Annotated in this window: 17 protein-coding genes; 6 read left to right on the top strand and 11 right to left on the bottom strand. The window is 62.0% G+C overall.

Going from position 1 to position 25,267, the window contains the following annotated elements; genetic code table 11:
* Positions 1–34 precede the first annotated feature (34 nt).
* Positions 35–931: an NAD-dependent epimerase/dehydratase family protein gene (locus ABWW33_RS29415; protein ID WP_353404973.1), complete on the top strand. Its 897-nt coding sequence runs from the start codon at positions 35–37 to the stop codon at positions 929–931.
* A gap of 3 nt (positions 932–934) precedes the next feature.
* Here ABWW33_RS29415 and ABWW33_RS29410 read toward each other — a convergent pair whose 3' ends face one another.
* The 8 genes from ABWW33_RS29410 to ABWW33_RS29375 all read right to left on the bottom strand — a co-directional run bounded on the left by ABWW33_RS29410 (position 935) and on the right by ABWW33_RS29375 (position 14,404).
* Positions 935–2,311: a DUF945 family protein gene (locus ABWW33_RS29410; RefSeq protein ID WP_353404971.1), complete on the bottom strand. Its 1,377-nt coding sequence runs from the start codon at positions 2,309–2,311 to the stop codon at positions 935–937.
* 103 nt (positions 2,312–2,414) lie between these two features.
* On the bottom strand, positions 2,415–4,196 hold the full coding sequence (locus ABWW33_RS29405; protein WP_353404969.1) for a DUF885 domain-containing protein: 1,782 nt from the start codon (positions 4,194–4,196) through the stop codon (positions 2,415–2,417).
* 23 nt (positions 4,197–4,219) lie between these two features.
* On the bottom strand, positions 4,220–6,424 hold the full coding sequence (locus tag ABWW33_RS29400; RefSeq protein WP_176650125.1) for a two-component system response regulator: 2,205 nt from the start codon (positions 6,422–6,424) through the stop codon (positions 4,220–4,222).
* A gap of 42 nt (positions 6,425–6,466) precedes the next feature.
* Positions 6,467–8,965, bottom strand: coding sequence for a response regulator (locus ABWW33_RS29395; protein ID WP_353404967.1), 2,499 nt, complete (start codon positions 8,963–8,965; stop codon positions 6,467–6,469).
* A 211-nt stretch (positions 8,966–9,176) separates the two neighbouring features.
* Complete coding sequence (locus ABWW33_RS29390; protein WP_353404965.1) at positions 9,177–10,823, bottom strand: SulP family inorganic anion transporter; 1,647 nt, start codon at positions 10,821–10,823, stop codon at positions 9,177–9,179.
* 140 nt (positions 10,824–10,963) lie between these two features.
* Positions 10,964–11,512: a glycosyl-4,4'-diaponeurosporenoate acyltransferase CrtO family protein gene (locus ABWW33_RS29385; protein WP_353404963.1), complete on the bottom strand. Its 549-nt coding sequence runs from the start codon at positions 11,510–11,512 to the stop codon at positions 10,964–10,966.
* Between the two features lie 547 nt (positions 11,513–12,059).
* Complete coding sequence (locus ABWW33_RS29380) at positions 12,060–13,844, bottom strand: DUF262 domain-containing protein (protein ID WP_353404961.1); 1,785 nt, start codon at positions 13,842–13,844, stop codon at positions 12,060–12,062.
* Positions 13,845–14,005: 161 nt separating this feature from the next.
* Positions 14,006–14,404 (bottom strand): hypothetical protein, encoded by a 399-nt coding sequence (locus ABWW33_RS29375; protein ID WP_353404959.1) that lies wholly within the window; start codon positions 14,402–14,404, stop codon positions 14,006–14,008.
* 584 nt (positions 14,405–14,988) lie between these two features.
* On the opposite strand from ABWW33_RS29375, the gene ABWW33_RS29370 reads away from it, so the two are divergent.
* Entirely contained in the window at positions 14,989–16,749 is a 1,761-nt protein-coding gene (locus ABWW33_RS29370; RefSeq protein ID WP_444551020.1) for an extracellular catalytic domain type 2 short-chain-length polyhydroxyalkanoate depolymerase, read from the top strand.
* A gap of 1 nt (position 16,750) precedes the next feature.
* Here the strand turns inward: ABWW33_RS29370 and ABWW33_RS29365 are convergent, their stop codons facing one another.
* Entirely contained in the window at positions 16,751–17,323 is a 573-nt protein-coding gene (locus ABWW33_RS29365; protein ID WP_176650119.1) for a TetR/AcrR family transcriptional regulator, read from the bottom strand.
* Between the two features lie 86 nt (positions 17,324–17,409).
* Here ABWW33_RS29365 and ABWW33_RS29360 point away from each other — a divergent pair, with 86 nt between their 5' ends.
* The gene (locus ABWW33_RS29360) at positions 17,410–18,546 is read left to right on the top strand and encodes a thiolase family protein (protein WP_353404957.1); all 1,137 of its coding nucleotides are present in this window, start codon (positions 17,410–17,412) and stop codon (positions 18,544–18,546) included.
* Here ABWW33_RS29360 and ABWW33_RS29355 read toward each other — a convergent pair.
* The gene (locus ABWW33_RS29355) at positions 18,543–20,018 is read right to left on the bottom strand and encodes a GGDEF domain-containing protein (RefSeq protein ID WP_353404955.1); all 1,476 of its coding nucleotides are present in this window, start codon (positions 20,016–20,018) and stop codon (positions 18,543–18,545) included. The genes ABWW33_RS29360 and ABWW33_RS29355 overlap by 4 nt on opposite strands.
* A 213-nt stretch (positions 20,019–20,231) precedes the next feature.
* On the opposite strand from ABWW33_RS29355, the gene ABWW33_RS29350 reads away from it, so the two are divergent.
* Together ABWW33_RS29350 and ku are read left to right on the top strand one after the other, a co-directional pair.
* The gene (locus tag ABWW33_RS29350; protein ID WP_353404953.1) at positions 20,232–21,230 is read left to right on the top strand and encodes an SDR family oxidoreductase; all 999 of its coding nucleotides are present in this window, start codon (positions 20,232–20,234) and stop codon (positions 21,228–21,230) included.
* A 3-nt stretch (positions 21,231–21,233) separates the two neighbouring features.
* Positions 21,234–22,181, top strand: a complete 948-nt coding sequence (ku, locus tag ABWW33_RS29345) for a non-homologous end joining protein Ku (protein ID WP_353404951.1) — start codon at positions 21,234–21,236, stop codon at positions 22,179–22,181.
* Here the strand turns inward: ku and ligD are convergent.
* Complete coding sequence (gene ligD / locus ABWW33_RS29340) at positions 22,165–24,651, bottom strand: DNA ligase D (RefSeq protein WP_353404949.1); 2,487 nt, start codon at positions 24,649–24,651, stop codon at positions 22,165–22,167. The two genes, ku and ligD, sit on opposite strands and share 17 nt — an antisense overlap.
* 176 nt (positions 24,652–24,827) lie before the next feature.
* Here ligD and ABWW33_RS29335 point away from each other — a divergent pair, with 176 nt between their 5' ends.
* Positions 24,828–25,190: a hypothetical protein gene (locus ABWW33_RS29335; protein ID WP_176650113.1), complete on the top strand. Its 363-nt coding sequence runs from the start codon at positions 24,828–24,830 to the stop codon at positions 25,188–25,190.
* Positions 25,191–25,267 lie beyond the last annotated feature (77 nt).

Raw genomic sequence — 25,267 nt, 5'->3', positions numbered from 1 at the left:
TGTTCGCTTATCGATTTGAATAAGTGAGCGTGTCATGAAAATATTCGTCACCGGAGCCGCGGGATTTATCGGCGGCTCGATCGCGGCACGGCTGGCCGGCGCCGGCCATCAGGTCACTGGCCTGGTGCGCAAGCCGGAACAATTGGATGAACTGGCAAAGATAGGCGTGACCGGCGTGGTCGGCACGCTGAACGACCGCGACCTGCTGATCGCCCAGGCGCAGGCGGCCGACGCCGTCATCAACGCCGCCAGCAGCGACAACCGCGCCGCCGTCGAGGCGATTATCGAGGCGCTGGCAGGTTCCGGCAAAGTGTTCCTGCACACCAGCGGTTCCAGCATCGTCGGCGACGCCTCCGGCGGCGAAGGCACCGACAAGATCTATTTCGAAGACCGGTTGCCCGCTCCAACGCCGGACAAGGCAGCCCGCGTCGCCATCGACGACCTGGTGCTGGCCGCCGCCGGCAAGGGCGTGCGTTCGGCGGTGCTGTGCAACACGCTGATCTACGGCCACGGCGCGCTGCCGCGCGACAGCGTGCAGCTGCCTCGCCTGCTCAAGCAGGCGCGCAAGAGCGGCGTCGTGCGGCATGTCGGGCGGGGTTTGAATATCTGGTCCAACGTCCACATCGACGACGTGGTCGACCTGTACCTGCTGGCCTTGGAGAAAACCGAAGCGGGTGTTTTCTATTTCGTCGAGAGCGGCGAAGCGTCGTTCCGCGACATGACCGCCGCCATCGCCCGCGCGCTGAACCTGGGCGAGCCGCAGGACTGGCCGCTGGATCAGGCTAAGGAAGAATGGGGCTACGAGATGGCCTCCTACGGCCTCGGCTCCAACAGCCGCGTGCGCGGCCAACGCGCGCGCACGCAACTGGGCTGGCAGCCGCATCGGCCGCCAGTGCTGGACTGGATTGCCAAGGACATGCTGCGTAACTAGGATTTACTGGGCAGGCACTGGCACTGGCTGCGGTGCCGGCGCACGGCCGAAGACCTGTACCAGTTCGCCGTTCGGCATGCCCGGCAACGGAACGATCTTGCCGTTAAAGGTGATCTTGCCGTTTTTGACTTCGATGGCCGAACGCAGTTCGCCCTTGTCCATCACAGCAAAGCCTTCGTTGACCAGTTTGCCGATCACCACAGCGGCCATGTTCCTGGCAGCTGCATCGATCTGCTGGGCGGCATCCGGCGCCGAGGCGTTCACCTGCTTGGCGGCCACCAGGTGCGACACGTCGTTCACCAAGGCCACCGGCAAGCGCACGTCCAGCCGCGCAATGATCTTCTTGCCGAATTCCAGCGGCGCGGTGAAGTCGGCATCCACCATCTTGTCGAAATCGATGCGGCCCTTGATCGAAGCCGTGTTGCCGCGATAGCTGGCGCTGATGTCGTCGATCACCACTGCGGCGCCGCTGATGACCAGGTCCTTGCCGAAGTGCGTCAGCGTGCGCATCATCACTTGACGTTGGGCGGCCGGCGCCAGGCCGCTGACCTGCTCATTGCGCAGTTCACTATCCAGGTCAGCCATCGCCTGCGCCGGCAGGTTCACCAGCCGTACGCCGATATTGGCGCGGTCGATCTTCTCGCCGCCGGCCGTGATGGCCTTGCTCGACCAGCCATACACCACTTCCGCCTTCTTGCCGCGCCGGAGCACTTCCGACCTGGCCTGCATATCGTCGATGCGGAACACGTCCTTGGCCTCATGCGTACCCGGCGCTGTGGCACGCACCGACATGGTGCCGATCGTCGCCATCGCCGTGCCGTACCACACACCGTCGGTTGCGCGCGACTGCTTGAAGTCAAAGCGCATGTTCTGCAGCGTCACCCCGCTTTGCATGCCCGCGATCGACAGCGACGGCCAGGTCGAGCTGGAGTTCATCATGCTGCCCGCCTTGTTGGTGGAGACCTTCGTACTCAGCTCTGCCCACGTAAAGACGGTACCGCCGTCCTCCAGATAAGTATGCGGCATCAGCTTCGCCGCGTAATTGATCTGGCCTTTGGCGCCGGCGGTGCGCTGCATGGGGAAAGGACGTTCGGAGCCGAAGATGGCCTTCAGCTTGGGACGCAGCCCGGGCGAAAATTCAAACCTGGTGTACAGGTCCAGCTTTTTCCCGGCATCCTGCTGGCCGCCAGTCGCCGCGTGCATCTCCTTCGCGGCGGCGGCCAGGGTCTCGATGGTGGCGGACTTGATCAGCGACGGCGGCACGGGCCTGGCTGCCGCTTGCGGGTGCGGCTGCGGCGACGGCGCCTGCTCGATGGCCTGAGCGTTGGACTGCGCCAGCAGGACGCTGGCGATGGCTGCTGCGATGGTGGTTTTTTTCAAAGTGCGACTCAGGGAAGTTGATGACGACAGGTTCGCGATTGTACCTGCCCAACTTCGCCTGAAATGCGCACATTGTCACGACTACATTACGTTACGTGTAATGTTAGTCCTGGTTCGGATAGGGGCTCTTGCCGCCTTCCGCGATAAACAGGTCGATACGCGCCTCCAGCACCGGCAGCGGCACCGAGCCCAGTTGCAGCACGGTGTCGTGGAAGGCGCGGATATCGAACTTGCCGCCCAGCGCCGCCTCGGCCTTCTTGCGCGCGTTGATGATGCTCATCTCGCCCAGGTAGTACGACAGCGCCTGGCCCGGCCAGGAAATGTAGCGGTCCACCTCCGTCTCGATTTCATGCTCGGACAGCGCTGTGTTGTCGTGCAAATAGTCCTGCGCCTGCTTTCGGGTCCAGCCCTTGCTGTGGATGCCGGTATCGACCACCAGGCGCGAAGCCCGCCAGGCCTGGTAGCTCAGCATGCCGAAGGTTTCGTACGGCGTTTCGTACATGCCCATCTCGGCGCCGAGGCGCTCGCAGTAGAGCGCCCAGCCTTCTCCGTAGGCAGAAATATAGGCGTTGCGGAACGGCGGACGGCCCTTCTGCTCCATCGCCACCGGCATCTGGAACGCATGGCCCGGCGCCGATTCGTGCAACGTCAGCGCCGGCATCGAGTACAGCGCGCGTGCCGGCAGGTTGTAGGTGTTGACCAGGTAGACGCCGGGACCGCCTCGGCCGGAGGTGTAGAACGGCGCCTGGTCGTCCGGCACCGGGATCACGGCGAAGCGGCGGCGCGGCAGGTAGCCGAAGTACTGGCCGACCTTGCCGTCGAACTTCTTGGCGACCCAGGCGGAGCGCATCAGCAGCTCTTCCGGCGTCTTGGCGTAGAAGCGTGAATCGGTACGCAGGAACTGCAGGAAGGCCGGCAGCTCGCCCTCGAAGCCGGTTTGCTTGATCACGTCCTGCATCTCGGCGCGGATCTTGGCCATTTCGCTCAGGCCGATCTTGTGGATCTCGTCGGCGCTCATCGTGGTGGTGGTGAACTCGACGATCTTCGACTGATAGTAAGCCTTACCGTTCGGCAGGCTCTCGGCCGCCAGGTCCTCGCGCGCTTTCGGCACATACTCTTCGCGCATGAACTTCAGCAGCTTGTTATACGACGGCAGCACCGACGCCTGGATCGCCTTCACCGCCGCCGCGCGCAGCTCTTCCTGCTGCGCCGCCGGCATGGTGGCCGGCATGGTCTTGAACGGCATGTAGAACACGGTGTCCTGCGGCGTTTTCGCATCGGTCACCGACGTGATCGAGCCATCGCGGCCGACCAGCGTGATCTTCGGCGGCGTGAAGCCGCGCGCCAGGCCGGCGCGCATGTTGTCGATCTCCTCGCTGAAGTAGCGCGGCACATCGTCCAGCTGCTTGAGGAAGTCGCGATACTGCTTTTCAGTAGTCAGCGGCTTGCGCGCGCCGGACGCCATGTTGGACCAGAAGGCCGAATCGGCGTTCAGCGGCTTTTCGTATTCGCGGAATTCCTGGCCTGCGATCAACGCGGCGATCTGCGCCTTGTAGACTTGATAGTTGATGCGCTCCGGCGCCGACAGCTTGTCCTGCGGGATGCCGTCCAGTTTCTTCATCACGCCCTGCCAGTAGGCCAGGCGCTGCTTTTGCGTCGCGACGTCGATGCGCGGCAGCGAGGGCGATACGCCGTTGTCGTCGTCCTCGTCCTCTTCCTGCTTCTGGCTGATGCGCCACTTCCACTCCTGGGTGTAGATGGCCTTGAACCGGGCGTCGGCTGCGCCGGGTTTGACGGCGGCTGGCGCGGCTGATGCCGCATCCGCGGCGCCCAAGGCTAACAGCATGCATGCGCCGGCGATGGCGGCACTGAACTTCTTGTCCATAAAACTCCAGGGGGATGGGTTGATTACATGTCCAGCAGATTGCGGTGTTCGCGCAGCAGCGCGGTAAATGCCTCGGCGTTGACCGGGCGGCTGAAATAATAGCCCTGCATTTCGTCGCAACCGCGTTCGGTCAGGAACTGCACCTGCTCGCGGGTTTCGACACCCTCCGCGATCACGCGCATGTTCAGGTTGTGCGCCAGCGAGATGACCGACAGCGCGATCGCGGCATCGTTGGCGTTGGTGGTCACGTCGTCGACAAACGATTTGTCGATCTTCAGCACGTCGATCGGGAAGCGCTTCAAATAACTCAGGCTCGAATAGCCGGTACCGAAGTCGTCCAGCGAAATGTTGACGCCGATGTCCTTCAGCCGGCGCAGCGCCGCCACCGCCTTGTTCGGATCGCCCATCACCGTGCCTTCGGTGATCTCCAGGCCCAGGTAACCGGGCGCGATGCCGAACTTGCGCAGCGTGCTTTCCACGTACGGCACGGTGGCGTCGTTGGCGAACTGGCCCGCCGCCAGGTTGACGGCCACCTTGATGTCGCCCAGACCCTGGTCATGCCACACCTTGATCTGCGCGCACACCGTCTCCAGCACCCATTCGCCGATCGAATTGACCAGGCCATATTCCTCGGCCAGCGGAATGAAGCGGTTCGGCGGCACCTTGCCCAGCACCGCGTTATCCCAGCGCAGCAGCGCCTCGGCGCCGACCATGTTGCCGGTCTTGAGGCACATCTGCGGCTGGTAGTGCACCTCGAATTCGTCGCGCGCGATGGCGCCGCGCAGCTGGCCCTGGATCGCCAGCTTGTCGCGGATCTCCGCGTCCATGCGCTCGGTGAAGAAGGCGTAGTTGTCGCGGCCGATCTCCTTGGCGCGGAACAGCGCCGTGTCGCCGTTGCGCACCAGTTCATCGAAGCTGTCGCCGTCGGTCAGGCTGACGGCGATGCCGATGCTGGAGGTGACGGTGATCTGCTGGCCGTCGATCACCAGCTCCTTGCGCAGGCCGGCCAGGATCTTCTGCGCCAGCGCCATGGTCGCGCCCAGCTGGGCGTCGTCCGCCACGATGATCTGGAATTCGTCGCCGCCCTGGCGGGTCACGGTGTCACCCTCGCGCACGGTGTCGCTGAGGAAGCGCGACACCACCTGCAGCGCCTTGTCGCCGACGTCGTGGCCGTAGGAGTCGTTGATGCTCTTGAAGCGGTCCAGGTCCAGGCACATCACGGCCACGCAGCGGTTTTCGCGGCGGGCGGCGGCCAGCGTCTGGTCGAAGCGCTGGCGCGCGAGCAGGCGGTTCGGCAGGCCGGTCAGCGCGTCGTGGTTGGACAGGAAGTCGATCAGGTGCTGCTCCGCCTTGCGCTCGGTGATGTCCATGAACACAGCCACGTGATTGGTCACGTGGCCTTCGTCGTCCTTGACCACCGAGGCGCTCAGCAGGCCAGGATAGATGTCGCCGTTCTTGCGGCGCGCCAGGATCTCGCCGGACCAGTGGCCGGTCTTGATCATGGACCTCACCATCAGCTCGAAGGACTTGGCGTCCGGATCGCCGGCGTGCAGCAGGGCCACGCTCTGCCCCACCACTTCCTCGGCGCTGTAGCCGGAAATCTGCGTGAAGGCCGGATTGGTGGCGACGATGCGCGCCTCGCGGTCGGTGACCACGATGGCGTCTTGCGTGGCCTCGAACACCTGGCTGGCCAGGCGCAGGAACTCTTCGTTGGCGCGGCGCTGCTCGATTTCCTTTTCCAGCGACCGGGTCAGCGCTTCCAGCTCGGTGGTGCGCTCGGCCACGCGCTGTTCAAGCGAGGCGCGTTCGGCGGCCAGCGCCTGCTGGGCGCGGCCCAGCTTGACGTGGGCGTCGGTGCGGGCCAGGATTTCCTCGGCCTGGAACGGCTTGGCGATGAAATCGACCGCGCCCAGCGCAAAGCCGCGCACCTTGTCGTCGGTGTCGTGCTGCGCCGACAGGAAGATCACCGGCACCTGGCTCAGCTCCGGCGACGCTTTCAGGCGCCGGCACACCTCGAAGCCGTCGATGCCGGGCATGCGGATGTCGAGCAGGATCAACTCCGGCGGGCGCGATTGCGCCGTCCACAGGGCCAGCTCGCCGTTGGGCGCCTGGCGCACGTAGTAGCCCGCTTCGGTCAGCAGGTCGCTCAGCAGTTTGAGCGAGGCCGGCGTGTCCTCCACGATCAGCACTTCGCCCTTGGTGTGTTGGTCCGACAAATCCCGGTGCATTAAAAGCTCTCTCGCCGTATCAGTGCCATTATCATATACCTGTCAGGCTTGCGCCTCCAGTTCGTTTCCCGCCTCATCCAGCAGCGCGCACAGCTGCGGATACTGGTGCAGCCGTATCATGTGCTCGAAGCGTTCGACCACGCCCGCCAGTTCGTCCGGCAAGGGTTCCAGCAGCAGCGCCACGCGGCTCAGGTTCAGTTCCTGCAGCGCGGTTTTCAGCTCCTGGCGCAACTCCGGCGCCAGCCGCGCCAGGTCGGCGCCGGACAGCGGCTGCGGCAGGTTCTGGCGCGAACTCTGATGGCGGCGCACGAACTGCAGCCCCAGCTGCTGTTCCAGCACCACGTACAGCTGCTCCTGCTCCACCGGCTTGCGCATGAATTCATCGGCGCCGGCGTTCAGCGCTTCCTCGCGTTCCTCGGCAAAGGCCGACGCCGTCAGCACCACGATGCGCGGTTGCGGTCCGGTGGCGTTGGCGCGGATCTGGCGGGTGGCGGACAGGCCGTCCATGGTCGGCATGCGCCAGTCCATGAACACCAGGTCCGGCTGCCAGACGTCGATCATCGCCAGCGCCTGGGCGCCGTCGCCGACCGTGGCCACCTCGAAGCCCAGGGGCTTGAGCAGGCTATCGAGCAGCGCCGCGCCGTCCGCGTTGTCGTCGGCCACCAGGATGCGGCGGCCGCGCTGCGGCGGCGCCAGCGCGGTCACCTGCTCGTCGTCCTCGCCGTCGGCCAGCGCGCTGTCGGCCACCTGCACCGCGATGGTGAACTGGAAGGTGGCGCCGGCGCCCACCGTCGACTGCACCGACAGGTCGCCGCCCATCAGCTGCACGAACTCGCGCGAGATGGTCAGGCCCAGCCCCGTGCCCTCGTTCGCGCCCGGCCCCTCGGCCTGGATGAACGGCTCGAAGATGCGCGCCTGGTCCGCCAGCGAGATGCCGGGGCCGTTGTCGATGACGGCGAACGCCACCTGGCACTGGGCGCCGTTCGGTACATTGCGCATGATGCCGCGCACCCGCAGCGTGACCTTGCCCTGGCCGGTGAACTTGACCGCGTTCGACATCAGGTTAAGCAGCACCTGGCGCAGCTTGGTGCCGTCGACGCGGGCGCCGGCCGGCAGCCCGGCGCTGTCCAGCTCCAGCTCGACGCCGGTCTGGCCGGCGCGCATGCTGACCATGTCCATCACTTCCTGCAGCATGTCGTCCAGGCTGAGCACTTCCGTTTGCAGCACGGCGCGCCCGGCCTCGATCTTGGACAGCTCCAGGATATCGTTGATCAGCGTGAGCAGGTGCTGGCCGGAGCGGTGGATGATGGCCAGGTTGCGCTTCTCCTCCGGCAGCATGTTCTTCGAGTCGGCCATCAGGCGCGAGAAGCCTATGACGGAATTGAGCGGCGTGCGCAGTTCGTGGCTCATATTGGCCAGGAAGATGCTCTTGGCCTGGTTGGCGGCCTGCGCCTGGCGCACCGCCACCGACAGCGCGTTGGTGCGTTCGGCCACCAGGTCCTCCAGGTGGATGCGGTGGCGGCGCAGCTCCTGCTCGGCCATGCGGCTGGCGGTGACGTCGTAGTTGACGCCGACCATGCGCGCCGGATGGCCCTCGGCGTCGCGGAAGATCATGGCGTCGCCCTTGATGTGGTGCACCGAGCCGTCGGCCCAGACCACGCGGAACTCGACGTCGAATTCGGCCGTGCCGTCCAGCGCCTGGCGCAGCAGAGCCTCGGTGGGAATCGCATCGTCCGGATGCATCAGTTGGCGCCACAGCTCGAACGGCTGTTCGACCTTGCGGCCCTCGATGCCGTGCAGCCGGTACATCTGCTCATCCCACACCACTTCGCCGGTGACGATGTTCCAGTCCCAGATGCCGATCGCCGCCGCGCTGGAGGCGATCTGCAGCCGCTCCTCGCTGGCGTGCATGGCGACGTAGCGGCTGTCCATCAGGCCCACCATGTCGCGGATCGAGGCGTTCAGGGTTTTCAGCTCGCCGAAGAACCAGTCGCTGGACGGCAGCGCGACCGTGCTGTGGCCGGCCTTGACGTTGGCGGCGTAGCGTTCGATGGTGGTCAGCGGCTTCAGGATCAGCTGCCACAGCAGCAGGTAAAGGCTGAGCACCAGCGTCACGTCCAGCACGAAGATCATGCCGGCGATGGTGTACAGGCGCTGGCGCAACTGCTCGATCAGCACCGCCGGCGAGGCGTACACGGTGATGGTGCCGATGTTCTGGCCACCGGCGACGATGGCGCGCGTCTCCGACAGCAGCTCCGGACTTTCCGGCACGCGGGCAGCGGCGACCAGCTGCGCCTTGTCGTTACGGGTCAGGATGAAGGGTTGGCGGCTGGCGGCCGGCGCCACCGCGCTGGCATACAGGTCGCGGTTGCTCAAGCCGCTCTTCATGATGGTGACGATCTGGGTTTCGTCGAAGTTCCAGGCAGGCAGCGCGACGGCGGAAGCCAGCTCGTCTGCGCTGTTGGCCAGCGTCTTGTGCAGCTGCTCCCAGCGCTGGGCGCGCTCGACCTGGTAGAAATACAGCGCGAACGTGGTCAGCACCAGCGTGACGACCGCGGTCAGTGTGACGCTGACAAATACGGCAATAGAAACTCTGCCTGCACGGCGAGCAAGTCGGTCCAACATCGGAAAACCATTCTTTGGGGTTAGTCTGCGCGGCTGCGACTTAAATCATAGGATCAAACCGACCGGAAGTCCATGGATTTTATTGCCCAAAAGGATTTAATTTCAGGATTAGCAATATTTTACGCGATCAAGCAACATCCTTGGCAGGATGCAAATGGTCGAAGGCCATCGCCGTGCTTAAAAACAGCTGGCCGTTGAGCTGTTGCAGCAGGTCGCTTTGGCGCAAACGGTCCAGCACCGGCCCCTTCACTTCGGCCAGGTGCAGGCCGATATTGCGCCGTTTCATGCGATCGTTCAATTCCGACAGCGCGAACAGCGCGGTGGTGTCGATCGAGCTGACCGCCGTCATCACCAGCACCAGGTGGCGCGCGCTCGGATGGGTGGCCAGTTCGGACTCGATGCGCTCGGAGACCGCTTCGACGTTGCCGAAGAACAGGTTGGCGTCGATGCGCAGCATCAGCAGTTCCGGCTGGGTTTCGGCCGGATAGCGCTCGATATTGCGGAAATGCTCGCTGCCGGCGATGCGGCCCAGCACCGCGATGTGCGGCCGGCTGGCGCGCCAGATCAAGGTGCCCATCGACAGCGCCACGCCGATCACCACGCCCGCCTCCACACCCAGCGCCAGTACGCCGAGGCAGGTCGCGCCCCAGGCCAGCGCGTCGCTGCGGTCGTAGCGCCAGGCGGTGCGCAGGATATCCAGTTCCAGCATGCCCAGCACGGCGACGATGATGGTCGCGGCCAGGGTCGGCAACGGCAGCAGCGCCAGCCAGCCGGTCGGCGCCAGCAGCGCGCAGGCCAACAGCGCGGCCGTGACCAGACTGGCCAGCGGCGTGTTGGCACCGGCGGCGAAATTGACGGCGGAGCGCGACAGGCTGCCCGTCACCGGAAAGCCGCCCGACAGTGCGCTGGCCACATTGGCCGCGCCCAGGCCGATCAGCTCATGGTTGCTGACCAGTTTCTCGTTGCGCTTGAGCGCCAGCGACTGCGCCGCCGACATCGACATCAGGAACACGATGAAACCGATCAGCAGGCCTGGCTGCACCAGCGCCTTCCAATGCGCGCTGGACGTGGCCAGGTTCAGATGTGGCAGTCCGGCCGGCACTGCGCCGGTGGTGCGCACGCCCATCTCGGGCAGGCCGGTGGCGGCCATCAGCACGATGGCGCCCAGCACCACCACCATCGGCGCCAGCTTGGCGCCGATATCGGCCACCGTCGCCGGCACGCCGCAGCGCTTCAGCAGGCCGGTCAGATACTGCCGGGCCAGCACCAGCAACAGCAGCGAGCCGACGCCCAGCGCCGCACTGGGCAGGTGGATATGCGGCGGGTCGCCACCCAGCAGGATGTGCAGCTGGTCGAAGGCGATGACGATGGCCGAGCCGACGGTAAAGCCGCTCATCACGGGACGGGAAAAGAAATTGGCCAGGAAGCCCATGCGCAGCAAGCCGCACAGCAGCAGCGCCACGCCGGACACCAGCGCCAGCTGCGCCGCCAGCACCGAAGCCAGCGCCGATCCGGCCGGCGCCAGCGGGCCGATGACGGCGGCCGTCATCAGCGAAACGATGGCCATCGGGCCGACCGACTGGGTCATGCTGCTGCCGAACAGCGCGTAGACGATGGGCGGCAAGATGCTGGCGTAGATCCCGACCACCGGCGGCAGTCCCGCCACCAGCGCGTACGCCATGCCCTGCGGGATCATCATCATCGCCACCACCAGCCCGGCGCTGATATCGCCAGGCAGCTGGGCGCGCCGGTAGTGCTTCAACCATTGCAGCATTTGTTCGTCCAGAGTACTAGAAATATCGCCAGTCTACGTCATCGGGCATGGGCGGCCCAGCCCTTAGACGATTTTTATTCTTGTATATGCGAAAAACGCATAAGACCGTCGCAAATGGGATCGATAGCCCGAGATTACTTTCACCATGCATTTTCGCCAACCCTGCGGAAGGTCCGGTCCAGGCGCCCGCGGATGTAGCGCAGGTGCAGGATCGGGTAGATATTGACGAGCACTTGAGCGAAGGAAAAGCAGGCCACAAAGCCCCACCTTTCGCTTAGCGCAACCACAGCGATAAACGGTGTGAACAGAACTGTAGCCCAGAAATGTGCGGCTTCCGACGACTCGATCTGACGACGAAGCTTCACGACATCTCCACGCTGCTGAGCAAGATATACACCGGCGTTCAGGTAGCGTAGCGGCGTGTGGCGCAGCATTCTGCCAAAGCCGGGAACGCGAAGCCGGCGGAGGATGTCGCCTTTCTGCTCCCAGGAGCGAAGCTGGTAAAGCGCGCCAGGCATTCTCAGTGCATACAGCGGCTCGGCAATTTTAGCGATGCCGAGAAAGTAGAACATCAGAAGTAATGCAAGCCACGGCGACGTAATGCCAATGACCGTACTCAGCAATGCGAACGACGCGCCAAAGACCAGCACGACTGACAACAGGACCAGCGCATGAAGCCAGGCACGCATGTGATGTTCCTCGTATGGCTACGGGATGTCAGCCTCCAGCTGATGCAGTCTCCATAGCGGCCCCAAATGTGGCGCCATCAAATTGAACTTTCCTGCACTCTGTCGCGATGACGCGACGATTTGACTATGCTACTGCGGAGAAAATATCTATCGCACTTTTGACCAGGGCAGCTTTCGGCGCCGCTGCAGGTCTCAGAACGGCCTCACTCTATGGCATTCCTACTCCACTTGCAACGAAAGTCTTTGACCGTGACCACCAGCTGACGCGCTCAGAGATTCCCGCACTTGAGGCTAAGTTAGACCGAAGAAATTTTGTGCGTGTGGACTAGCAACCGAGCATCTTCTAGTCCTTGAAAATCAGTGTCAGGCTACTGGGGGCCGAGAACGTCAGAGCGTCAGGGTCAGTTCCGGCAAACTGCCAATCAATGTATGTCTTGTCCAATTGCCGGAACTGACACCGCAGCCGTTTTGACACCGCAGCCGACAACGCCGCCGTTAAACAATTACCAAAATTCAATGCCTTTATTGGATTTCCTCATCGCAATATTCAATTTACGGATTCAACTATAGCAGGTACCTCAAAACTTGAAACGAGCAGCCTTTGCAGCAGGTGTTTCAGCCTCTGCTTCCGGTTCTGTATGAAGAGGAGGAACTCATCGAATTCCAGCGAATCGCTTGGCCCAATATGATTTTGCATCAAGAAACTCTCGCGTTCGGCACGACCATTAAAATTAGCGTTCATCCATTCATGAAATGATTTGTCGCTCTTCTGAATATTCGTGGTGGCTTGCAATAGTTGCAAGTTCGGCAGACAATTGAATTCTGCGAGGTATGCGTCAATTTTTTCACCAGCCAATCCCAGCATTTTCAGATGACGTTTGCTAAAAAATGATTTTGGATGGATGTGATCTTGATGATATTTAAAACTAAAATTCAATCCAGGATAAAGCAGCGTCAAGACACAGTAGGTCTTAGCCCCTGAGTACTGCAATTCCAGTAAGTTTTCAATTTCATCTTCAGAAAACGTAATTGATTTACGACTGGATTTGTAATGCTCAATGATTTCATCCAGCGGAAAGCGCTGTGGATACTTGTTTGTGAGATCCCGCATGGCCGGATAGATGGAATCAGGTTGCCCGCCAAATGTTCCTTTTAACAGGACTCGAGCAAGCCATTCCTTGATCGATTTACGATCTGCCTCGCGTGCCGAACTATGCACGATTTCATTTGCAAACTGATTTTTGTAGATGAAGTAACTGATAGGTATGACAGTGTTTGTTGCGAGCAGATTGTCGCGACTGTAGCCGAATTTGGCAAATAGATCAACCGCCGAGCGAATCGCGTCAGATATTGACTCCCAACGCTGCTCAATAATTTCCATGTTCTCTTTTGTGAAATTATCTACTTTAAACTTTACATCGAAATCAGACAGCACGAGACATGCCTTAAGAACAAGATCCTTATTAAATGAAAATCCATCGCCAATTTTATTAATTTCATCCACGAATGAATGGATGATTTCGCGAGCATCCTTGCCTTTCCATTGCGCAGTAGCGATCGACAGCAAGAGGTCAGAATAGCTGAGTTTAGTACCTCCACTGTTAATTCGAATAAAAATTTGAAGAACCTTATCAAGTTCCTCACCCTTTTCCAGGTAATAGCTAATAGTTCCCTTTTGATGAACCACATTAAAAAATTCATTCAGAGTATTAATCGCAAACTCGGACTCGAGCTCACTATATATCGATGTATCCATCAACTTATTTTTCATTAGATACATGGAAGTCTTGCTCATGTCCGACATATCCAGAATTTCGCTACATGGGAACCAGAAAAACCCCTTCTTTTGCTCCGCCTCTCTGACTGTCAGGAATTTGAAATCGTACTCAACTTCCAGCTCGTCCGATTTCTTAAGCAGATTCAGGTACATTTTCTTAACCGGGTACGCCGCAGGATTATTCTTGCGCGCATGTGGCAGCCTTCGCGCATGCGATCCTGTTAAGGCAATAAACATAGAAGTCATGCGTTGCTGACCATCAAGCAAAGCGATAACATCCTCATTGTCTGGAAGATCGGCCTTTGGATTGTGTCGACCATCTTTCTCGTGATAAACCTTGAGGAACTCATAAAACTGAAAATTCTTGATCTTGCTTTTATCGACTTTCCAGAACAAAAAAGTCGAAATCGGATAATCGCGCATGAGCGAATCGAAAAGCGTTTCGATCTGATCGGTATCCCATACGAATTCACGTTGGATAGACGGAAGGACATAGTGCCGTTTTCGTATGTTGTCTATGGCTTCTTTTATTGTGATTGGAGGTTGATATGCCATTGGGTTGTCCTGTATAAACTGAAGGGGGGATTTATTTTACTTCGAAGAGCGGTGCGGTTGGGTCGAGCAACTTCCTTGGCCGGGATGAAAAATGCATTCTTGCAATAGTATATCGAAGATAGCTATTGACAGCCAAATCGTAACGTAAAGAAGTCTTCGTCCTATTTTGAAGCTCGGTTAAGATAAGAGTTAGCCTCTTCAAAGCTATCGAAATTTCGTTCCCCAACAGTGTATACTCCGTCGTGAAATTCTACCCGGTCCAGGGAGGCAGCCACAGATGTTCGCGAATGTTCAATGCGCACGCCTTCTGAAGACTGAGGCTTGGATACAGAGCGGCTACCGAACACTGAAAAAATTGCGCCAATTATTGCAAGAATTCCTCCAAATATCAGGATATTTTGTCTACGTGACATCAGTTCCAGGTTAGCAACGGTAGTTTCCGGAGTACTAACGCCATATCCAAAATCGCGAGCAGGGATGGTCGCACTCACATCCATGTTCAAAGCGTAAATCGCGACCATAAGCCCGAGCACTAACATCAGAATTCCGAGAGACTTCATGAATCTTCCTTAAATTATTTTTTACATATATGCTATTTGCCGAGGGCGGTCAATGGTGATGGCTAGCCCCCAACATTGCTGACGTTGCCTAACCGCATAAATCACTGTTCTACTTCAAATTTCTCTTTAACGAGCGGCAGGAAACGCTCAACCACAAACCATCGAGTGAGCCCGCAATCTCCACATACAACGACTCGATACCTGGCGCCATGAAGGAATCCAACCGGGAGTAGTTCGTTACTCGGAACGATTTCTTTTGAAAAATGCTCGTTACTGCCACATTCCGTACAGGATTTCCCAACCGCCATCGCTTCTCTCCGTAGTTATCAGGTAGCCATTCAGACCGCTGCCGGCCTGAGGTTTGCCTCAATAGCAAGAATAACATCTTGCCCAAACGAAAAATGCGCGGATTGTCACTTGCTTGCCCGACGGTCAACGCTGCGCCACGAACAGACATCCTCCTTGCAAGTATTGCGGCGGCGAGACAGTAGTAATACTGTGTTTTATGCCACGTTAATCGTTTTCTAATACTATCGGATGGCCGCCATCGTCGCGGCCCATCACACGATAACAGGAGACCTCGAATGACGAATATCGTTAGGCAGTCCCGTATCTGCAGCATTCTCGTGACCTCGATGCTGGCCGCCTGCCAGCATGCGATGCCACTGGCAACGGCCATGGCGGCCCCCATCACCCTGCCGTCCTACAACGTCGATCCCGCGCAAAGCTCGGTTTCCGGGCTGTCGTCCGGTGCGTTCATGGCGGCGCAGATGCATGTGGCTTACTCGGCCACCTTCAAGGCCGGCGCCGGTGTCGTCGCCGGCGGACCTTTCTATTGCGCGCAGGGTTCCGTGGTCACCGCGACCGGCCCCTGCATGGCGGCCACCAGCACCAGCAAGCCGGCAACCTCCAGCCTGATATCGACCACCAACAGCTGGGCCAGCCAGGGATTGATCGACGCCACCAGCAACCTGGCTAACTCCAAGGTCTACCTGTACTCGGGCTCGATCGACAGCACCGTCAAGCAGTTGGTGATGAACGAGGCCAACACCTACTATCAGAACTACATCAGCAACGCCAACATCTTCTACAAGAACAACCTGGCCTCGGAACACGCGATGGTCACCGACTACTTCGGCAGCGCCTGCAGCACCAAGGCCAGTCCCTACATCAACAACTGCAATTTCGACCTGGCCGGGGAAATCCTCAAATGGATCTACGGCACGCTGAACGCGAAGAACACCGGCACCCTGGGCGGTAGTTTCGTCGAGTTCAACCAGTCCGAATTCATCACCAACCCGACCACGCACGGCATGGCCGCCAGCGGCTGGGCCTATGTGCCGGCCAACTGCGGCGCCGGCCAGCAGTGCAAGGTGCACGTGGTGCTGCACGGCTGCCAGCAGGATCCGACCAAAATCCAGGACCAGTACTACCGCAACACCGGCTATAACAAATGGGCCGACACCAACAACATCGTGGTGCTATATCCGCAGACGGCGCCCAGCAGCACCGGCAATCCAAACGGCTGCTGGGACTGGTGGGGCTACGACGATGCCAACTACGCGAAAAAGAGCGGACGCCAGATGGCCGCGGTCAAGGCCATGGTCGACCGCGTGACCAGCGGCTTTGCCGCCCTGCCCGCGCCCACCGGCCTGCAGGTGACGGGCGTGACCAACAGTTCGATTGCATTGGCATGGAGCGGCGTGACGGGGGCGGCGGGATATGACGTGTACCGTGGCGGCGCCAAGGTCAACACTGCACTGGTGGCGGGCACCGCCTACACCGACAGCGGACTGGCGGCAGGCACCAGCTACAGCTACACCGTCAAGGCGGTGACGTCGGGAGGTTCCAGCAGCGCGGCCTCGTCGGCGGTCAGCGGCACCACCAGCGGCAGCCCGCCGCCACTGACCACGCCGACCGGCTTGAATGTCAGCGGCACCACCGCCAGCAGCGTCTCGCTGGCGTGGAGCGCGGCTTCCGGCGCCAGCGGCTATCACGTGTACCGCAACGGCGGCAAGGTGACGGCCAGCCCGGTCAGCGCCACCACCTACACCGACACCGGCCTGGCGGCCAGCACCAGCTACAGCTATACGGTGACGTCCTATGCGGCGGGGAACGAGAGCGCGCCGTCGTCGGCGGTGACGGGCACCACGCTGTCCGGCTTCACGTGCAGCGCGACGACGGCGTCGAACTATGCGCATGTGACGGCGGGCCGCGCGGTCAACAGCGGCGGCTATGCGCTGGCCAAGGGCTCGAACCAGAACATGGGGCTGAACAACACCTTCTACACCACCACGCTGGCGCAGACCTCGGCCGGCTACTACATCATCGGCAACTGCCCGTAAGCTAGGCTCCTGCGGGCAGCGATTGCTGCACCGCCTGCAGGATTTCCGCCGACAGCGCTTCGTCGTCGACGGCGCGCGCCAGCACGATGGCGCCGACCATCGAGGCGTAGGTGGCCAGGGACTGACGGCGCCTTTCCGCGTCGTCGGCACCCGGCATCAGCTTTTCCAGTATCGCCATCTGCCCGACTGCCCCTTCAGTCAGCGCATGGCGCGCCTTAGGCCCGAGGCGTGCGATGTCCGCTCCAAGCGCGGTGACCGAGCAGCCCTTTTCCGGATGCTCGCAATGCTGCCTGGTCAGGTAGCCGTCGCTGATTTTCTCCAGCGCGGTATCGCGCCCTTCGGCCAGATATCCTTCCCAGCGCTGCACCGATTTTTTCAGCGCATGCGCGGCGGCCTCGGCCAGCAAGTCTTCCTTGGAGTCGAAATGGCCGTAGAAGCCGCCATGCGTCAGGCCGGCGCTCTTCATCAGATCGGCCACGCCGATGCCGTCGTAGCCCTTTTCACGGAACAGCCGCGCGGCCGTTTCGATGATGCGCTCGCGGTTGAGCGCCACTTGCTCCCTGCTGACTTTCATAGCCATCTCCTCCTGAATCCCTGTTGACATTATACATTACGAGCGTAATATATCAATCATTGCGATCATCATTTAAAGGAATCATCATGAAAGCCGTTATCAGCGCCTATGCCCGTTCGCCCTTCCATTTCGCCCGCAAGGGCAAGCTGGCCGAGGTCCGCCCCGACGACCTTGGCGCCCAGGTGGTCAAGGGCTTGATGGAGCGCACCGGCCTCGACCCGGCATTGCTGGACGACGTCATCCTCGGTTGCGCCTATCCCGAATCCTCGCAGGGCAACAACCTGGCGCGCATCGTGTCGCTGCTGGCCGGCTTCCCGCATCAGGTCAGCGGCATGACGATCAACCGCTTCTGCGGCTCGTCGATGTCGGCCATCCACATCGCCGCCGCGCAGATCGAGGCCGGCCTGGGAGAAGCCTATCTGTGCGTCGGCATCGAATCGATGACGATGGTGCCGCAGGGCGGCTTCAACTTCTCACCCAATCCCGCGCTGCTGGCCGAAACCGACGCCTACATCAGCATGGGCGACACCGCCGAAAACGTGGCCCGCAAATACGAGGTGTCGCGCGCCGACCAGGAACTGCTGGCCTTCCAGTCGCACCAGAAGGCCGCCGCGGCCCGCGCCAACGGCTTGCTGAAGGATGAAATCGTGCCGATCGCCACCGCAAGCGGCGAAGTGATCGCCGAAGACGGCTGCATCCGTCCGGGCACCACGGTGGAAGCGCTGGCGTCATTGAAGCCGGTGTTCGATCCCGAGCATGGCGTGGTCACGGCCGGCACCTCGTCGCCGCTGACGGACGGCGCCTCGGCGGTGCTGGTCACCAGCGAGGCCTTCGCCCGCAAGCACGGCCTGAAGCCGAGCGCGCGCATCGTCGCGATGGCGGCGGTGGGATGCGACCCGGCGCTGATGGGCATCGGCCCGATTCCGGCCACGCAAAAGGCGCTGAAGATCGCCGGTCTGCAGGCCAGCGACATCGATGTGGCGGAGATCAACGAGGCGTTCGCATCGCAGGCGCTGGCCTGCGTGCGCGAGCTGGGGATCAAGCCGGAAGTGTTGAATATCGACGGCGGCGGCATGGCCATCGGCCACCCGCTGGGCGCGACCGGCGCCCGCATCACCGGCAAGGCGGCGTCGCTGCTGGAGCGCACCGGCGGCCGCTACGCGCTGGCCGCCCAGTGCATCGGCGGCGGCCAGGGTATCGCGACCATCATGGAAAGGATTTAAGCCGGCTCGATGAGGTTGCGGCCCGCGCGCTTGGCGCGGTGCAACGCCGCATCGACCCGGTCCAGCACCGTGGCGCTGCCCTCGTCCGCACCGACCTGGGCGATGCCCAGGCTGACGTTGACGGCGGCCTTGCTCGGCAAGTCCGCGTCGGCGATGGCGGCGCGCAGCTTCTCGGCCAGGCGCATGGCGTCGGCCGCGCTGGTGTGGGTAGCGACGATCATGAATTCGTCGCCGCGCATGCGTGCCAGCAGGTCCGAGGTGCGCAGGCGTTCCTTGACGATGTCGGCCACCGCGCGCAGCGTTTGCTCGCCGACCGGGGAACCGTATAAATCGTTTTCGGAATGGAAGGCGGCGACCTCGAACGACAGCACCGCCAGCGGCAAGGCGTAGCGGCGCGCGCGGCGGATTTCATTGTCCAGGAAGTCTTCGCCGGCGCGGCGGTTCGAGGCGCCGGTGAGCTTGTCGATGGTGCTCATCAGCGAGATCTGGCCGTTCAACTCGTCGTTCCGATGCTTCAATTCGCTCATGCCAAGGCCGAAGCTGACAAACTGCGCCAGGCTGGAGAAGCAGGCGAACTGCTCGCGCGAGAACACGATGTGGCGGTCGAACATCAGGCAGATCGCGCCCATCTCGGGGCTGCCCGGCTCGGCGCGCAGCGGCAGCGCCAGCACCATGTGCACGGCGCGGTCGTGCAGCGTCATGGCCAGTTCCGGGTTGCCGGATTTTTCCGGCGCGTCCAGCAGCACCATCTCGCCGCGCGCCACGGCCAGCAGCGGCGGGAAGATGTCGCGCAGCGGCGATTGCAGCAGGCGGTCGCGCCGCTGCAGCAAGCGCGCCAGATCGAGGTGGTTGCGCGATTCCTGCGCCACCAGTTGCAGGTCGCCGCGCTCCTTCATATGCAGCAGCGACGTGTGGCGCACGCCGGGGAAATTGCACAGCGCCAGGCAGATCTGCCCCGCCATGGCGTCGATATTGTCGATGTTGGCCAGCGCGCGCTGCAGGCTGCGCTGCACGCCCAGCAGGTCGCGCAATTCCTTTTCCTTGTCCAGCAATTGCTGCTGCATGAAGGCGGCTGAATCTTCCGGCTGGGCCAGCGCCTGCGCGACGGCTTGCTGCAACTCGTCGTTGAGCACCGGACAGATGCGGTAGTCGAACTGGCCGTAGGCCATCAGCTCCGGCAGCCACGCAGTGTGCTCGTAGGCGCACAGCACCAGCACCGGCGCGCCGGCGTGGGCGCGGATCAGCGCACCGACACCGGACAATTCGCTCATCTGCTCATAGCCGTTCAAGTCCAGCACCAGCAGGTCGACCTGGCGCTTGGCCAGCGCGGCGGCCGCCGCGTCGACGCTGTCGGTCAGCGCCAGCTGCGCGAACATCTCGCCGCAACAGGCTTGAAACTCCGAGCGGCGCTCGCCGCTGGCATTGAAAAATACACCTGTGCTGCTACTGGCACGGCCCTGAACATCCGCCATATTTGTTGCTCCCGCGTATTTCTGTATTTGATGAAAACGTCCCCTTCCGCTAGTGTGCCATAAAGTTCATAATTAGCAATATTTTTTGTATTAAAGATCAGTTTATTGCCCGGCAAACTTGTTTGCGTCGCAAATTAATCATATGTGAACGAGCGCACCGTCATGGAAGCGCGCGGCGCGAATACTGTTCCTTCGCAGTCGAGGAGAACAATCATGCCAAACAGCAAGAACCAGAGCGATGCGGGCGCCATGCAGCGCGAGATCCAGCAGCGCCAGGACCAGTCCGACCAGCGCGCCCGCCAGGAACCGCGCGCCAGCCAGATCGGCGAGCGCCAGGGACCGGTGCAGACCACGCAACACGACTATCCCGGCACGCCGCTGCCGGAGCAGCACCTCGAAAAACCCGGCATCGAGGCGCAGATGCAGCTCAAGCCGGAGTTCCTGGCGCCGGACTACTGCGGCAGCGGCAAGCTGGCCGGCATGGCGGCCATCATCACCGGCGGCGACTCCGGCATCGGCCGCGCGGTGGCGGTGCTGTATGCGCGCGAAGGCGCCGACGTCGCCATCATCTATCTTGACGAAGACGAGGACGCCAACGAAACCAAGCGCTACGTGGAGGCCGAGGGCCAGAGCTGCATGCTGCTGCGCGGCGACGTGCGCGACGCGGCCTTCTGCCGCGACGCCGTCGAGCAGGTGCACGAGCGCTATGGCCGGCTCGATATCCTGGTCAACAACGCGGCCTTCCAGGAGCATGCGGAAAAGCTCGCCGACCTGACCGAGGACCGTTTCGACCTGACCATGAAGACCAACGTCTACGGCTACTTCCACATGGCCAAGGCGGTGCTGCCGTATCTGAAGCGCGGCGCCTCCATCATCAACACCGGCTCGGTCACCGGGTTGAAAGGCTCGAAGCACCTGCTGGACTACTCGACCACCAAAGGGGCGATCCACGCGTTCACGATGTCGCTGGCATCGAACCTGCTGGAGCAAGGCATACGGGTGAACGCGATCGCACCGGGGCCGGTGTGGACGCCGCTCAATCCCGCCGACGCGCCGGCCGAGAAGGTGGCTCAGTTCGGCCAGGACACCGACATGCGCCGGCCCGCGCAGCCGCAGGAGCTGTCTCCGGCCTATGTGTTCCTGGCGGCGCCCTGCTGCTCCAGCTATATCAGCGGCATCGTGCTGCCGGTGACCGGCTCAGTCGGCGAGTAGGCCATGGCCGCGCGCGCATTGTGGAAAGGTGCGATCAGCTTCGGGCTGGTGCACATCCCGGTCGAGATGTATTCGGCGGTGCAGGAGCACGAGCTGGACCTGACCATGCTGGACCGGCGCGATTTTTCGCCGGTCGGCTACAAGCGCTATAACAAGAGCACCGGCAAGGAAGTGACGTGGGACGACATCGTCAAGGGCTATGAGTACGAGGACAACGAGTACGTCGTGCTGTCGGACGAGGACCTGAAACGCGCCAATGTGGAAGCGACGCAGACCATCGACATCCAGGCCTTCGTCGACGCGGCCGACGTGCCGCTGACCTACTACGAACAGCCCTACTACCTGGCGCCGTCGCGCGGCGGCGCCAAGGTGTACGCGCTGCTGCGCGAGACCCTGCGCAAGGCCGGCAAGATCGGCATCGCGACGGTGGTGATCCGCACCAAGCAGCACCTGTGCGCGCTGGTGTGCGTCGAGGACAAGATCGTGCTCAACACGCTGCGCTACGCTTCGGAGATACGCGATGTCACGGAGCTGAAGCTGCCGCCGGCCACGATGAAAGCGGCCGGCATCAGCGACAAGGAGCTGCAGATGGCGCTGTCGCTGGTCGAGGGCATGAGCGAGGAATGGAAACCGGAGCAGTACCACGACACCTACAAGGACGACGTGCTCGCGCTGGTGAAAAAGAAGATCAAGGCCGGACAGACCAAGACCATCACCGCAGCAGAACCGGAGGCCAAGGCGCCCAAGTCGTCCAACGTGGTCGATCTGGTGGCGCTGCTGCAGGACAGTCTGGGCAAGCGCCCTGCCGCCAAGAGCGGCAGTAGTGGGGCGCACTCCAAGCCGGCTGCAAAATCGGCTGCAAAACCGGCAGCGAAAACGTCGGCGACAGCAAAGACCGCCGCCAAGCCGGCTGTGTCCAAGGCCGCAGCGCCGATCAGGCGCCGGGCTTGAAGCCTATCTGCCTCATCGCGGGCGCCAGTCCCTTGGCCGATTTGGCGTAGTCATCCCAGGGCGCGTTGCCCACATCGAGCCGGGTGTGGACATTGGCGACGTTCCATTGGTCGGCGCTGTGCAGGCCGGCCAGCTCTTCCCACGTCACCGGAACCGAAATGCCCAAACCTGGCCGCGTGCGCGCCGACCAGGCTGCGACCGTGGTGGCGCCGCGACCGTTGCGCAGATAGTCGATGAAAATCTTGCCGACGCGGTTGCGCGGGCCGCTCTTCAGCACGAAGCGCTCCGGGATGTTGTGTGCCATGTGCGCCACAATCGCCTGCGAAAACGCCTTGACGTCGTCCCAGCCGTAGCCCGGCTTGACCGGCACCACCACATGCAGGCCCTTGCCGCCACTGGTTTTCAGGAACGACGGCAAACCCAGATGATCGAGCAAGGCGCGCAGCAGCAGCGCGCCCTCCTGCACCTGCGCCCACGTCACGTTCTTGCCGGGATCGAGATCGAACACCATGCGGTTCGGCTTCTCGTAGTTGGAGGCGCTGGCGTTCTGCGTGTGCAGCTCCACCACGTTCCACTGCGCCGCCGACAGCAAGCCCTGCTCGGTCGATACTTCCAGCATCGGTGGATGGTCGGGATCGAGCGCGGGATCGAGCCGCTTCACGCCGGGCAGCTTGTCGGTCTCGGCGTGCTTCTGGAAAAACAGCTCGCCGCCCACGCCGGCCGGCGCGCGCACCAGCGAGACCGGACGGCCCTTCAGATGCGGCAGCATCAGCGCACCGACCAGCGCGTAATAGCGCACCAGCGTGATCTTGGTGGCGCCGCTTTCCTTGTCGATCACGCGGTCGGGATTGGTCACTTTGAGCGAGGCGGGCAGTTTGCCCTGTACGGTGCTAGCTGGCTGCATGTCCGTTTTCTCCTTTAGATGGGCCGGCACTTCACGGATGATGGTGCCGGCCTTTTTATCCTTGCGCAGTCCCTTGAATACCGCGTGGCGGATCGAGCCGGAATGCGTCCATTCGCCGAAGCTCACTTCCGCCACCAGGGCGGGTTTGAGCCAGCGGGCTTTCTTGTCGATTTCGCGGTTCGGGGCGAACGGGCTTTTGTCGGAGGCCAGCTTGTCCATTTTACTTTTTACTTCGCGCAGCGTGGCGGCGTCGAAGCCGCTGCCGACATTGCCGGCATATTGCAGCTTGCCGTCCTTGTCGTAGGTACCGAGCAGCAGCGAGCCGAAGCCGCTGCGCGAACCTTGCGGATCGGTGTAGCCGCCGATGACGAATTCCTGGCGCTGGCCGCATTTGAGCTTGATCCACGTGCCGCTGCGCCGCGAGCTGTAGCGGGCGTCGCGGCGCTTGCCGATGATGCCCTCCAGCCCCATGCGGCAGGCGGCGGCGATGATTTCCTGCGGCGTCGCGTCCATCGTGGCGCTGTAGCGGACGCTGTCCGACGGACGCTGGTCCAGCACCTCCCGCAGGATGGCGCGGCGTGACTCCAGCGGCGTGTCGCGCAGGTCGCGGCCGTTGTGGAACGGGATATCGAACAGGAAGTAGACGATCTCGCCGGGGTTGTTCTCGTCGAAGGCGTTTTGCAGCAGGCCGAAGTCCGGGCGGCCGTTGTCGTCGTGGACCACGATTTCGCCGTCGTACCAGCCGTCGGGCAGCTTCATTTTGACGAGCGCGTCGTGCAGGGTTTGCAGCTTGTGCGTCCAGTCGTTGCCGTTGCGGGTGAGCAGGCGGATTTCCTTGCCGTCGACACGCGCCAGCAACCGGTAGCCGTCGAACTTGATCTCGAAGATCCAGTCCTCCGGCGACGACGGCGGCGCATCGACCAGCGTCGCCAATTGCGGCGACAGCGACTCGGGCAGCGCCGCCTTGGGCGCCTCGACAGCGGCTTGCGCAGGCGCGGGCACGGGGGCGGATGCGGGCAGCGGCAGCGACTTGACGCTGTCCGGCATCTCGTCCACCACGCTGAACTCGTCGGCCGGCCGCGCGTAGTCGTCCTTCTCCTTGATCAGCAGCCACGGCTCCTGCTTCTCGCCCTTGCCCTTCATCCGCACCAGCACCCACTTTCCGTGCATCTTGTGGCCTTGCAGCTCGAACTTCAGGTTCCCCGCCGCCAGCGCCTTGTGCGGATCGTCCAGCGGCCGCCACAGGCCCTTGTCCCAGATAATCACCTTGCCGGCGCCGTACTGTTTGGGCGGTATCGTGCCTTCGAAATCGTTGTACGAAATCGGATGGTCCTCCACATGCACCGCCATGCGCTTGTCGTGCGTATCGTAGCTGGGGCCTTTCGGCACGGCCCAGCTCATCATCACGCCGTCGAGCTCCAACCGGAAATCGTAGTGCAGGCGGCTGGCCCAGTGCTTTTGAATGACGAAGGTGCGCGCCTCGCCGCCCTCCTCGCCGCCTTCCGCTGGTTCGGGCGTGACGGCGAAGTTGCGCTTGGCCTTGTAGGTTTTAAGCGAGTCTCTCATGCCGCCAGCGTAGCCCCGCGCCGCGCCGCGTTCCGTGCGGTCACGAACATGTAAGCAATCTGGAGAGCTTGTAAGTGAATGTAAAGCCCGTCAACGGGATGCTTCCGGGGCGCGTTTTTCGCTCAGTGACACGGGAATTGTCCCGGCTCTAAATCAACCTGAATGAGGATTTCATCATGAACAAACTTATCGCTACCCTGATCGCCGGCCTGTTCGCTACCGCAGCTTTTGCACAGACCCCAGCTACCACCCCAGCCACCACCCCGGCTGCTACGCCTGCCGCTGCCAAAGCTGAAGCCAAAGAAACCAAGACCGTCGCCAAAGCCGAAGCGAAAGAAACCAAGGCTGATGTCAAAGCCGAGGCAAAAACCGCCAAGGTAGCCGCCGAAGCCAAGAAAGACGTCACCGTCGCCAAGGCCGATGAGAAAGCCGACAAGGCAGACGCTCACGCCAAGGCCACCAAGACCAAAGCCAAAGCCCACGCCAAGGCAGAGAAAGCCGAAGCCGCAGCAACCCCGGCTCCAGTCGTGACCAAGTAAGCACGACCCCATTGCGGCGCGCCCGGCGCGCCGCATAAAAAAAAGCCTGTGCCGCTCACGCGAACACAGGCTTTTTT

The sequence above is a fragment of the Duganella hordei genome (assembly GCF_040369125.1).
Classification (GTDB): Bacteria; Pseudomonadota; Gammaproteobacteria; order Burkholderiales; family Burkholderiaceae_D; genus Rugamonas; species Rugamonas hordei.
Note: the sequence above shows the minus strand (reverse complement) of the source record. Positions and strands in the feature narration are given on the sequence as shown.